At 40.4% G+C, this 13,561-nt stretch carries 8 protein-coding genes; 1 reads left to right on the forward strand and 7 read right to left on the reverse strand.

Annotated elements, in window-relative coordinates; genetic code table 11:
* Window positions 1–46: 46 nt before the first annotated feature.
* The 5 genes from PCH02S_RS12355 to PCH02S_RS12375 form a co-directional block, all read right to left on the reverse strand.
* Window positions 47–2,650, reverse strand: coding sequence for a stalk domain-containing protein (locus tag PCH02S_RS12355; RefSeq protein WP_127453357.1), 2,604 nt, complete (start codon window positions 2,648–2,650; stop codon window positions 47–49).
* A 190-nt stretch (window positions 2,651–2,840) separates the two neighbouring features.
* Window positions 2,841–3,263, reverse strand: coding sequence for a hypothetical protein (locus PCH02S_RS12360; RefSeq protein ID WP_127453359.1), 423 nt, complete (start codon window positions 3,261–3,263; stop codon window positions 2,841–2,843).
* A gap of 192 nt (window positions 3,264–3,455) precedes the next feature.
* Window positions 3,456–4,661: a methionine adenosyltransferase gene (metK, locus tag PCH02S_RS12365; protein ID WP_127453360.1), complete on the reverse strand. Its 1,206-nt coding sequence runs from the start codon at window positions 4,659–4,661 to the stop codon at window positions 3,456–3,458.
* 324 nt (window positions 4,662–4,985) lie between these two features.
* Entirely contained in the window at window positions 4,986–5,258 is a 273-nt protein-coding gene (locus tag PCH02S_RS12370) for an alpha/beta-type small acid-soluble spore protein (RefSeq protein WP_127453362.1), read from the reverse strand.
* A gap of 145 nt (window positions 5,259–5,403) precedes the next feature.
* The gene (locus tag PCH02S_RS12375) at window positions 5,404–5,958 is read right to left on the reverse strand and encodes a hypothetical protein (protein ID WP_127453364.1); all 555 of its coding nucleotides are present in this window, start codon (window positions 5,956–5,958) and stop codon (window positions 5,404–5,406) included.
* A 104-nt stretch (window positions 5,959–6,062) separates the two neighbouring features.
* Between PCH02S_RS12375 and PCH02S_RS12380 the strand changes: the two genes are divergently transcribed.
* A complete protein-coding gene (locus PCH02S_RS12380; protein ID WP_127453366.1) occupies window positions 6,063–6,761 on the forward strand; it encodes a stalk domain-containing protein in 699 nt (232 codons plus the stop codon).
* A 43-nt stretch (window positions 6,762–6,804) separates the two neighbouring features.
* Here the strand turns inward: PCH02S_RS12380 and PCH02S_RS12385 are convergent, their stop codons facing one another.
* Both PCH02S_RS12385 and PCH02S_RS12390 read right to left on the reverse strand, forming a co-directional pair.
* Entirely contained in the window at window positions 6,805–10,044 is a 3,240-nt protein-coding gene (locus PCH02S_RS12385; protein ID WP_246069052.1) for an S-layer homology domain-containing protein, read from the reverse strand.
* 390 nt (window positions 10,045–10,434) lie between these two features.
* Window positions 10,435–13,518 (reverse strand): S-layer homology domain-containing protein, encoded by a 3,084-nt coding sequence (locus tag PCH02S_RS12390; RefSeq protein ID WP_127453368.1) that lies wholly within the window; start codon window positions 13,516–13,518, stop codon window positions 10,435–10,437.
* Between the last annotated feature and the right edge of the window lie 43 nt (window positions 13,519–13,561).

Here is a 13,561-nt window from a genome sequence, read left to right on the forward strand (position 1 = left end):
TATTGTAACATAGTTCTTACAATTTGAAGTGAACTTCTAGCACTATTTATTCAATAGTTATCCCATAATTTTGGGGATCCCAGCCTACTTTAAACCCTAATTTCTCAGAAATTACACGAAGTGGAACCATAGTTACATTATTCATAATTTTTGGCGCTACTTCCGCTGTGACACGATCCCCATTTGCCAGTAGATCTGCATTATCAATCCACAAATCGATTAGCTTATCCCCGCGAATAACGGTAACCTTCCGTTCTTTGTCATCCCATTTCACATTACCGCCGAGAGCTTCTGTAACAAATCGAATTGGGATTAGTGTATTATCATTCACAATCGTTGGAGCTTGCTCTAACGTCATTGCTTTTGAGTTTACTGTTACTTGCTTTTTGTTCACTGTAAGTTTTACTGAATTCTTCGGTAAAGCCGGCAACTGTCCTTTATAAATAAACGAGATATCATCTATACTAATTTTCCCTTTCGAAGCTCTTTCATCCTGTCCATTCGCCGGATTAGCTACATAAACGCTCTTAAGCTTAATGGGGAATTTAAGATCGGAGACATCAGCCGTTAGTTTGCGCCAGCCTGTCCAGTTCGTATTTTCTGTGAAGCTGACATAGTTCAATTTGCCATCAGCATCAACAATTTCAGCACGCACCCAGTTAAAACTTCCATCTCCGAGGACCTTAGCTGTAATGAACTCAGGTTCACCTGCAATTTGCACACCATCCGTACCATCAAATCGGGCATATGCAGCTTTCGTACCTGTACCTTTTGTAAAATCGTAAGTAATCGCTAAATTCTTATTTCCATTCGCTTGTTCAATATTTACAGAAGAAACAACCTCAGCAGGATATTTATCACCAGTAGTTATAACCGCAGAATTATCAAGATCGTACCATACCTTTTCTTGTCCTACTGGAAGAGTAACCATGGTGCTATAACCATCATACCTTGCGATAACCTGAGCAGCTTGAGAACCTGAAGCACTATCTACATGTAAAATACCATCTTTCAAGCTCCCTTTTACTCCGCTAAGTTCCCATGTTGCTGATGCCGCGGGCAGTTCTCTTGTTGCACCGCTTTTGGTTGTCACCGTAATTGGCAGCTTAAAATCCCCACCCTCGGTCAATGAAAAAGCACCTGAATTGAATTTCATCGAAGTAATTTGGTCCCGACCGATAACCTCGACATCCATAGATGCAGATCCTTTCCCTGACTTCGCAGTAATCTGCGTTTTACCTGGTAATGTAGGTGTAAATACATTATCCTTAAAGCCACCATTTGCTGTGGAACTACTCCATTGTGGAACGATACCATCCACTGAAATCGGGTTATAATAATCGTCATATGCTTTAAATTGATAAGGGCTGGATTCATTCATGAATAAAATATTTTGACCTTTTAAAATAAGGCCTTTCAACTCACCTTTAGGCGCCGTTGAATATACACCTACACCATTTACAACGGATCGTTGGTTGCCATTCTCCGTTTTATTCACCAATTTCGGGTCAAAATCACCTAGGGGTCTAGATACCATCTGTGTGGAACCACCACCATCAAGCACTAAACCCTTCCAAACTCCAGCACTTATCATAAACTGCTGAAGCTCTGGCAATGTCATACCCGCGCTACCCGCACTGCGATCAGAGGTTATAATATAAGCCGTTTTCATATCTTTGGAATAACCTAATGCTGTACGTGAGCGCGGGCTATAACCACTAAAATCATTAATATTTCTTGTGAAGTAACTCGGTTTCGCATCGTCAACTAACAGCGTGCTTCCTCCGATAAGCATTTTGAAATTTTTCCAATCATATGTTTTGGAAGCATCATGCGGTACCATATCATATTTGGTGGTAATTTTATCTCCGACTTTGAGGTGATTTACGATAAACTCCCTAGCTAAGCCTGAACCTCTAAGTATATAGCCATCTGCAGGAGCAATCTTTTTAATATTCGTATCTACCGCAATTTCCTTGACAATATCATTTTGAATAAGTGCCTCAGTTGGAACGTGCGTACCATCTACTGCTCTTTGTGTCATTGCCCAAGCACTTGTATATAGGAAAAGTCCATCAGCAATCATCGCGACATTGTTATCATCCCAATAATACGTTTTATTCACACCGCCAAGGTCAAAAGATGTTCCATCTTTCGCTGTTACCTTACCCTCAAAGTCAAGAATATCAATGATCGGCTGATTGTTCTTCGTTATAGCAAAAGAATATAATCCCGATATTTTTGCGGGCGTCGCCATCACGGTTCCATTTGTAATTTGAGCGCCCTCCGGGACACCTTCAGCCTGTGTATTGAAGAAATCTCCATTCACACCTGCTACTGCGCCGCTATCCTTCACCATGCCCAAAACGCTTTGGTTCTTCGTAAACTGCGTATTCGTCCCTGCCATTGCGTCTATCTTAACGTTCGGATTCGTCAAGTCGACCTCAATGACATTGGCGTTTACCGAAACATCCTTATTGCTTCTAGTTGTTGTCCACACATAATTCTTCATGATTGCGCCTGATGTAATTGTTTCCTGTGAACTAAGTGTCAACGTTGAAGCCGCCGCACTTACCGTAGTCCCAGCTGCCAATTGCCACACCAATGCGCAAGCCAGCGCACCAATCCATACTTGCTTCTGTACCGTCATGTTGCTTTTCCACACTCCTCTTTCAGTCTAAGTCTATTATCTATCATTTTCACGATACTTATATAGACTCTTAAACTATGGAAAAAGTTACGATAGGGCTGTAGTTGTATTTATACACCAAAGAAACACAAAAAAGAGAGTCATCCCTTATGGGGTCTGCTCTCTGCTTGAGATACAAAACCTGTAAAATTTACAGTATGCGTTTTATTTTCGCTTCATGCTCTATAGATCGAGCTGACAAAAGTTCAATAATGGAATGCTGCTGTTCTTGGATGAGTTCAATCCTTTTAACAGTCGCATTGGTTTCTAAAACAGCTTGTTTAACTTGAGTTTGTTCTATTTCAAGCTTGTCTAGGCGAGAGTCTATGCCGGTCAGGTGGTTGTCGATACCATCTAAACGGGTGTCAATGCCAGCCATGTGGTTATCGATACCTTCAAGACGAGTATCGATGATTGTCAAGTGGTTTTCAATCCCGTCAAGATGATTATCAATCCCTGTCAGACGGTTTTCAATTCCATCCATACGTTTATCCATTAGATCTATCTTATCATACATCGGCAAAAATTCTGCCTTCAGCAGAGCTGATAGAGCCTCTTTCAACTCATTATCCATTTCCATCACTCCCCGATCCATCTATAATAGATGCTTATAATCGTAATTACAGTATAACATACGAGTTTCTCGTGATAAAAAGTTATTTAGTATATGTATATATTACCATTTTTTATATTGTTAGTCAAACATATGTTCTGTTTTACTGGAAAGTAAAAAGCCATCCATAATAGGATGGCTTTTCTAACTATATTAAACTAATGCTTGAGCTTTCAAAAGCTCAGCTTTGTCTGTACGCTCCCAAGGAACATCCAGGTCATTACGGCCAAAGTGACCATATGCAGCCGTTTGACGGTAAATTGGACGGCGCAGGTCAAGCTCTTTAATGATACCTGCTGGGCGAAGATCGAAGTTTTTGTGAATCAACTCAACTAATTTCTCTTCACTTACTTTAGACGTACCGAATGTATCCACAGCAATGGATACAGGACGTGCTACACCGATTGCGTAAGCCAATTGAACTTCACATTTGTCAGCAAGTCCAGCAGCTACGATGTTTTTCGCAACATAACGTGCTGCGTATGCACCGGAACGGTCAACTTTTGTTGGATCCTTACCTGAGAAAGCACCGCCGCCGTGACGCGCGTAACCGCCATACGTATCGACGATGATTTTACGGCCAGTCAAACCAGCATCCCCTTGAGGTCCTCCGATTACGAAACGGCCCGTTGGGTTGATGAAATAGTTTGTGTTTTCGTCCAACAAGTGTGCTGGTACGATAGGAGCAATAACATGTTCTTTAATATCTTTTTGGATTTGCTCTAAAGTAACATCTTCGCTATGCTGTGTAGATACTACAATCGCATCAACACGCACTGGTTTGTCATCCATATACTCAACTGTTACTTGTGTTTTACCGTCAGGACGCAGGTATGGAAGCGTTCCGTTTTTACGAACTTCTGTTAAACGACGAGCCAATTGGTGAGAAATCGAAATCGGAAGCGGCATAAGTTCTGGCGTTTCATTAACTGCAAATCCGAACATCAGACCTTGGTCACCGGCACCAATAGCTTCAATCTCTTCTTCAGACATAGAGCCTTCTCTAGCTTCAAGAGCTTTGTTAACACCTTGTGCGATGTCAGGAGATTGTTCATTCAAAGAAACAAGAACCGCACTAGTTTGGTAGTCAAAACCGTACTTCGCACGTGTGTACCCGATCTCTTTGATCGTTTGTCTTGCAATTGCTTGAATATCAACATATTCAGAGCTAGAAGTAATCTCACCGATTACCAAAACCAAACCAGTTGCTACAGATACCTCACATGCTACACGAGCATTGGGATCATTAGCAAGAAATGCATCCAATACCGAGTCAGAAATTTGGTCACAAATTTTATCCGGATGACCTTCTGTTACGGATTCGGATGTAAATAAACGACGTCCACGTACTTGCGCCATATCATTCATCCTCCTAATATCATTTAGTATGTTTGAAAAGCTTCTACTCGATGCCTCTATATGAAAAAAAGTGGGCCCGGCTTTAGCGGCAGCTTTTCACGCCAAACGGAATCCCTCTTTTGCGCTCAGCGCTGACAAGAACTTTGAATTCCGCACTGCTAAATTTTAAAACAAGCTATTCATGAATAAAGACAACAAAAAAATGAACCTTTCCCGATTGGAAAAGGTTAAATTAAACATTGACCTTCAATAAATTATCTTACTTTATTTGTCGTCTAGTGTCAATGAATGTAATCATGAATAAATTATGAATAATTTCTAATCTTAGAGAGAAAACAAAGCTTCTTCCGCGCGTTGGATCAGCCTTTTTGTTATTGTACCCCCAACAGCCCCAGTATCTCTTGAAGAGATATGTCCCCAATAATCCTCTTTCACTGAAGAAGAGGGAATAGAACCTAACTCAGTCGCAAATTCCGTATCTGCATTTGCCGATATTTGCTTACCCACAGGCAATCCTAGCTCAGCAGCAATCTCGTATTTGAGTGCATCCAGAGCCTTTTTTGATTGAGGAACCAACTTGTTGTTACTTCTAGCCATAATAAACGCCTCCTCAGAGTTTTTATTATTAAAAACCATGCTCCGTAAACAGTTGACCCAAGTGGGGACACCTTTATTATGGCTAGATTCCCGATCTCAAACCTCATAAGAAGTTGTCATTAAGGGTAAAATTGTGGAGAAGAAACTATTTCGCAACCGTGCTTCCATCTGCATTTAACAACAAATAGCTGCCGCGCACCATGACATAAACGTCTGCTGTATTTTTCGGAGATGTTTTTATGCCACGACCCTCTGTTGGAAAAATCAAAAGATGATTCAGCGCAGGTTCAGTCCCCGCTGGAAGATCTTTGCCTCCCGTCACATCCGGGATGCCATTATCATCGCTGCTCACAGTGAGAACTCTGCCGCTTCGCACGATAAATTCGGCGCCAGCACCGGCATAAAGCGTTTGTCCATTTGTCAATTGGACAACCTTCATTTCCGCTGGCGTTGGGGTAGTGCCTGCGCCTCCGTTGCTCCCATTGCCAGGCTGGCTTCCGCCAGCGCTAGCAGCGATCGCTGAGGCAACGATCTCCTTCACCTTGGCTTCGCTTAACGTGTTCTGATCAAAATAGCTCTTTGTGATCACCGGATCGGTGGACGAGCCTGGGGTTGGAGCTTCAGCTTGGGAAACTGAAAGGAATGTAGATAATAGTAGAATTGCACCGCCTGTTGCTAAGACCATTTTTTTCATATTCATTCGCTATTAACTCTCCTGTCTTAATAATCTGTAAAATTAAAGGATATCTTACTTCTTTTGTTGAATTATTTACAATTAAATAATTTAGCAAACGGAGTGATTCTATGAAAAAATTACTAACTGTGACTATGATTTTATTCTTTATCACCAGCAGCGTCAACGCTTCCTCCACCCGCGGAGATTTTGAGGGCAATCCCATAGTGGGCGTAAAAACAAATGGAAGTGAACTAAAAGTAGAAGATGTTCCAGCTATTAATTATAACGGAAGAACGATGGTTCCGATTTATATGTTAAGACAGTTAGGTGCCGATGTTGCTTGGGATGATTCGTCGTATAGTGTCAATGTATCTTTGAAAAATGAAAAGACTGGAGAGAACAATGTTAAAGAAACATCTATAAAGAATGCTTATAAGTGGCTAAGTGATACGGACATGCAGATTTATATGTTTGCTAGTAAATTGCAGCAGTACATGGATTTAGATCAAGTACCTAACCTTAAAGATTTGCTTGATCGCGATTATTTAGAGATAACAGAAGAGTACAATAAATCATTAGAATATGCTACTTCAATTTATAAACAATATGGCGGAGAAACAGGTATCAATGAAATACTTGCCAGCCAATCAAAAGTGCTCGAATCAGTTGGCCAAACGAAAGAATTGTTTAAGATTTGGATGACACGAAAGAACGACTCGCAGATCAATTCTAGTCTTCAAATGAGCGTTTTCAATAGTATCGAGAATAGTCAAAAGAACATTATAAATACCAACAAATATGTACATACTACATATATACAAAAATAAAAAGAAGGCCTAGTGGCCTTCTTTTTATTTAACATTAAGCTAATTATGGAGTTGGAACAAATTTAGGACCTTGTACTGTTACTGAAACTACATCGGATTTACCACTTGGAGATGTAATTGTCAGATCAAAAGCTCCATCTTTATCATCATTTTTAGTAACAACAATGTTACCATTTGAGTAGATTGTTACAGCGCTAATGTTGTCAGAGTAGCTGTTAGCAGAGAAGGTTACACCAAGTACTCCGTTTGCTTTTTGAGCAACATCTTGCTCATACTCTTTACCATAGTTATCTGTAACAATTAGATCTGGAGTAATAAAGGCGTTACCATCAGCTGCTCCAGAAGTATTTACTTTAATAGTCATGTCACTATCAGCAGCAATTTTGTCAACCGATAGAGCATCATTTTTAGAAGTAACAGCTACTGTTGTTTGCTTAACTTCGCCTTTAACAGTTTTGTAAGTTACGTTCAATGTAGCAGAACCTACCTTGTTACCAAGAACGTAAGCTTTACCACCAACAAGAGCTACTTTTGCAACTGCGTTGTTAGATGTTTTAATATCAGTAATTGTACCTGCTGGAAGTTTAACTACATCGCCAGAAGCATTCTTAGCAGAAAGTTTAACTTCGCGTGCAAACACTTGAGATTTCGATACATCTTTAAGGTCATCAGCAATGATATTGTTAATAACAGTAGGATTATCAATTGTACTGTAAGTTGATGCAACAACAGTACCGCTATCGCTCAAGTTGAACAATGTAGGAACAGCGTTCACAGAGTAAGTAAGATCGTCAGTAGCTTTTGCAACAGTTAATGTTTTAGTCAGCTTGGAGATCTCAACACCGTTTTTAGTGATTTTTGCTGTGTATTCAACTTTAGTACCACCAGTAGCACCAGCTGTTGTGAACAATGTGAATTCGTCATTGAACGCTTCGAAGTCTTGTTTAACTGTCACTTGCTGAGGGGTGCCTGCAAATCTAGTTTTTGTTTTACCTTTACCAAAGACCGCAGAAGTAGTCACATCTCCGTCTGGTGCTTTAAGACCAGCTAAGTTGGATGGGTTACCATCAGCATCGTAAGTAGTTGCTGTTACAGTTACTAGATACTCGTTAGTGCTTGCATTAGCAATATCGTTACCTTGATTATCTGTGTAGTGAGCATCATCAAGTGTTTTACCATATTGGTCGATAACTGCAAGTTCAATTGCAGCTGTACCACCAGCAACTGCACCTTTAGCTGGATCAGTTACTACTTTGAAGTGATCAGGTACACGTGCGTCAGCAATAGTAAATGTTTTTGTTGAAGTGCTGCTTGCGTTAGCTTCTGCGATAATCGCTGTAACAGAAACTGCACCTTTTGAATTATTGCTAATTTGATCCAATTTAATGCTTCCTTTGTGCTCTCCCGAATCAAGAATTGTAGCAACAGATTGGGAACCAGCACCAGAAACGTTAACTTTGATACGTTTTGTGTTTTGGTCACTAGTCAGATCTTCAAGGCTAAGTTGGTTGCCTGAAGCATCGTAAGCAACGATTGGAATGTATACTTCTTTGTCGCCAGCAGCGATTACATCGTTAAGGTCGCCAATTTCAACTTTATTAGCAACTTTAGAGGATTTCACAGAAATTTTGCCAGTTGCTGTTGCAGCTTGGTTGAACACTGTGAAGTTGTAGTCACCAGCTTTATCAAGATCTTTGTTCAGAGAGATCTTAACTTGTGGGATATCATTTCCATTGTCTTCGAATTCTGTTTTCACATCATCAGTGGAAATGTAGTCATTCCAGATGATAGTAGTTTCTCCGAACAATTTAGTAGTGCTGCTGTTGTCTTTGCTATATGTTTTAGCATTGATCAAAGAATCGTAGGAGATTGTACCACCGTATTGGTCAAACAAGTTAAGGTCGAATTTAACGTTTTCGCCTTTACCGTTAAGAGCGTCACCTACGGAGTAACGAGCTGCACCAAGCTCAAGTTTCGTCAAGATTGGTTGTGTACCCAACTTGAAGTTTTTCGTAGCTGTAATGTGGAAATCGTTGTTAACGATTGTTACAGGGATTACAGATACACCTTGAGTTGTGTTTTCATTTGCTGTATCCAAAGTGATCAATAAAGTTCCATCAGTATCTTTAGTGATTTTTGTGAATGTTGCAGCAGATGTGTAAACATTGTAAGAACCAGCGTTTGTAGTAGCGTTCTCACCATATTGGTTGGAAGCTTTTACTTTAACGATAGTTTTGTCAGCGTAAGCAATTGTGTCGCCAGCGTTTACGAAGTCGATTTTTGTAAGAACTTCGTCTTCACCAGTGAAAGTTGCAGTAGTTTTGTCAACAGCAGCTGCATCCAAACCGGAAACTGTTACTGTGTACTCACCTTTGCTAACTTTAACGTCAGTCAATGTCAAAACTGCGGATTTTTTGTCATCAGCAAATTTAACAGTAGTAGCTACTTCAGAAGTACCTTTTTTCAAAGCCAATTTAGCTTTGTCAGTGTCAACAGCTTTGTTGAAAGTAACTGTTACTTGTTGAGCTCCAGTTGCTTTTGCACCTGTAACAGATACTTTACCAGGAGCTACGTATTGTTGTTTTGCTTCGTATGCACCTGTAAGAAGAAGGTCACGAGTTGCGTTGGATTGGCCACCGAATTTACCGCCGTCGCCAGCAGGAAGAAGTTTCAACTCAAGAGCAAGTGCTACATAGCCTTGTGCCCAGTCGGAAACAGTTGTGTCAGTACCAGTTTTACCTTTAGCATCAGCATCTTTGTTCAGTACGCGAACCAAGAAAGTAGCCAATTGCTCTTTTGTTACTTTACCAGCTGGGTTGTATTGACCTTCAGCATAGCCGTCAGTAATACCAGCAGTTTTCAAAGCTTCGATGTAAGGAAGAGCGTAGCCGTTAGCAGCGTCGTCAGCTTTAACATCGGAGAAGCTGGAAGTTTTAAGATCTTTGTTTACTTCGATACCAGTGATCAAAGCTGCAACTTTTGCGAATTGAGCACGGTTCATTTCGTCTTTAAGACCAAATGTAGTGTCGCTCACTCCATCAAAAATACCTGCGCTGATCATTGCATCAAATTTTGCTTTTGTAGCTGCGTCAAGATCTTTAAGATCTGTGAAATCAGCAGAGGATTTCGCTGCGAAAGCTAGGGACGAAAACATGGATAATGCCATTGCTGTAGAAAGAACTACGGATAAACTTTTCTTCATAACCTTTTTTTCTCCTCCTTGAATATCTTTGGTTTTATTTTTTAGGTTAAAGCTAGTATTATTTGAGCTCGATTTACTCATAGTTTGGTTCACCCCCTTTCCAGAGTTAGAGCATTATATAACTAAGTTCGCGTGCAGCTCTAGTAGCTGCATTGGAAACTAGTAAACGTAAAGTAGGAAGAAAGACACCCACACCAATTTACATTATACATTGGTCGAATAGCGTCGTAAAGAGTTATTTTGTGATATCTGTATGGCTAACTATAATCTGGTTAACTCTTTATTATTTGCTTGCTTTCAAAGTATTAAACGCACAGGTTTCGAAAAAGTTGCGATTATTCAAAAAAACTTTTTTTATTTTTTGAAAGAACAACAGATCCATTCCAACATAAATACGATTGGATTTGTGCATAGTACGTCTATAAAACAAAAAAAGAAGGCCAATTGGCCTTCTTTTTTAAATCATTAATCTTAGTTGTTATTAGCTGCACCAGTTACAGTGACTGCAACAACATCAGATTTACCACTTGGTGATGTAATCGTCAGATCAAAGGATCCATCAGCATCAGATGTTTTCGTTACTTTGATGTTGCCATTAGCATCGATGGATACGCCAGTAACGTTAGCGGAGTAACTGCTAGCTGAGAATGTTACGCCCAGTACGCCGTTAGCTTTTTGTGCATCTTCTTGCTCATACTCAACACCATAGTTATCTGTCACAATTAGATCTGGGTTAAGGAATGCATTACCGCCAGTTGTAGCAACTGTCATTGTGCTGTCTGCTTCAACTTTATCGACTGCAAGGGCATCATTTTTAGATGTTACTGCAACAGTAGCTGTTTTAATTTCGCCTTTAATTGTTCTGTAAGATACGTTCAATGTAGCTGTACCTGTTTTGTTACCAAGAACATATGCTTTACCACCAACAAGGGCAACTTTAGCTACCGCATTGTTCGAAGTTGTAATGCCTGTGATTGTACCAGCCGGAAGTTTTACAGTGTCGCCAGAAGCGTTTTTAGCTGTAAGTTTAACTTCGCGAGCAAATACTTGTGATTTTGTTACGTCTTTCAGATCATCAGCAGAGATTTCTTTACCATCAGTACCATAAGTCGATTTAACAACTACACCACTATCAGTAAAGTTGAACAATGTTGGAACAGCGTTGACGGAGTAAGTCAGGTCGTCAGTTTCGCTAGCAACTGTGATTGTTCTAGTTAATTTCGAGATTTCAGTACCGTTTTTCGTGATTGTTGCTGTGTAGTCAGCTTTTGCACCTTCTTTAGCATTCTCTGTTGTGAAGAGTGTGAACTCATCATTGAACGCTTCGAAGTCGCCAGCTTTTTCACCTTTACCATATGTTGCAGAAGTAATTTCTTTATCAGCAGGATCTAACAAGCCGAATGTACCAGCATCAGTACCTGTAGCTGTTACTTTAACATTTACTTGATACTTGTTGTTCGAACCATCTACAAACGTTGGAGCATTGTTGCCTTGGCTATCTGTGAAGTTCGCATCGTCAAGCACTTGTCCGTATTGGTCAATTACCGCTAGCTCAACTGCAGATGTTCCACCTTTAACGATAGATTTCGCAGGATCCGTTACTACTTTGAAGTGATCAGGTACACGAGCGTCAGAAACTGTAAATGTTTTTGTAGAAGTGCTGCTTGCATTCGCTGTTGCGATGATCGCTGTAATGGATACCGCGCCTTTTGTGTTGTTATTGATTTGGTTCAATTTAATGGAGCCTTTGTGCTCACCAGAATCAAGGATTGTTGCTGTTGTTTGACCTTCAACACCAGAAACGTTCACTTGGATACGTTTGATGTTTTCGTCGCTTGTCAGGTCATCCATGCTTAATTGGTTACCAGCTGCATCATAAGCTACGATTGGCACATAAACTTCTTTGTCGCCAGCCGCGATCACATCGTTCATTTCGCCAATTTCAACTTTGTTTGCAAGTTTTGAAGATTGAACGGAAATTTTACCGCTTGCTGTAGCCGCTTGGTTGAACACAGTGAAGCCGTAATCGCCAGCTTTATCAAGATCTTTGTTCAAGGAGATCTTCACTTGCGGGATATCGTTACCGTTATCTTCAATCTCTGTTTTCACATCTCCAGCTGGGATGTAATCGTTCCAGATCACAGTTGTGTCACCGAACAATTTAGTCGTGCTTGTATTGTCTTTGCTGTATACTGTCGCATTCATCAAAGAGTCATAAGAAATTGTACCGCCATATTGGTCAAACAGGTTAAGGTCAAATTTCACGTTTTCGCCTTTACCGTTTAGTGCTGTACCTACGGAGTAGCGAGCATCACCTAGCTCAAGTTTCGTCAAGATTGGTTGTGTACCCAATTTGAAGTTTTTCGTAGCTGTGATGTGGCTGTCGTTGTTAACAACTGTTACTGGAACTACAGATACACCTTGTGTTGTGTTTTCGTTAGCTGTATCCAAAGTGATCAACAAAGTACCATCTGTATCTTTTGTGATTTTAGTGAATGTTGCAGCAGAAGTGTACACGTTGTAAGAACCAGCGTTTGTTGTTGCATTCTCACCATATTGGTTAGAAGCTTTAACTTTTACGATCGTTTTATCTGCATATGCGATTGTGTCGCCAGCATTTACGAAGTCGATTTTTGTAAGAACTTCATCTTCACCTGTGAAAGTTGCTGTTGTTTTATCAACGGTAGCTGCGTCCAAACCGGAAACAGTTACTGTGTATTCACCTTTGCTTACTTTCACATCAGACAATGTAAGAACCGCGGATTTCTTGTCATCAGCAAATTTCGCTGTTGTAACAACTTCGCTAGATCCTTTTTTCAACGTTAATTTCGCTTTTTCAACGTCAACTGGTTTGTTGAATGTAACTGTTACTTGTTGCGCACCTGTTGCTTTTGCACCTGTAACGGATACTTTACCAGCTGGTACGTATTGTTGTTTTGCTTCATAAGCACCTGTCAAAAGCAGATCGCGAGTTGCGTTAGCCATACCGCCGAATGTACCATCTTCACCGTTGGAAAGAAGTTTCAATTCAAGTGCTAATGCTACATAACCTTGTGCCCAACCGGATACTGTTGCATCTGTACCTGTTTTGCCTTTAGCTGCTTCATCTTGACCAAGAACACGAACCAAGAAAGTAGCCAGTTGTTCTTTCGTCACTTTACCAGCTGGGTTGTATTGACCTTCTGCATAACCATCCGTTACGCCAGCTGTTTTCAAAGCTTCGATGTAAGGAAGTGCATAACCGTTAGCTGCATCGTCAATACTAACGTCAGTGAAGCTGGAAGTTTTCAAATCTTTGTTGACGTCAAGACCCATGATCAATGCAGCAACTTTTGCAAATTGTGCACGGTTCATTTCGTCTTTCAGTCCAAATGTTGTTTCGGATACGCCGTCAAAGATACCAGCGGAGATCATCGCATCAAATTTCGCTTTTGTAGCAGCATCCAGGTCTTTCAAATCTGTAAAATCAGCAGATGATTTCGCTGCGAATGCAAGAGACGAAAACATGGAAAGAGCCATAGCGGATGTAAGGACTACGGATAGAGTTTTCTTCATAAGGGTTTGTTTCCTCCTAATATTTTAAAGTTTTTTGTTATAA

This window comes from Paenibacillus chondroitinus NBRC 15376 (genome assembly GCF_004000765.1).
GTDB lineage: Bacteria > Bacillota > Bacilli > Paenibacillales > NBRC-103111 > Paenibacillus_E > Paenibacillus_E chondroitinus.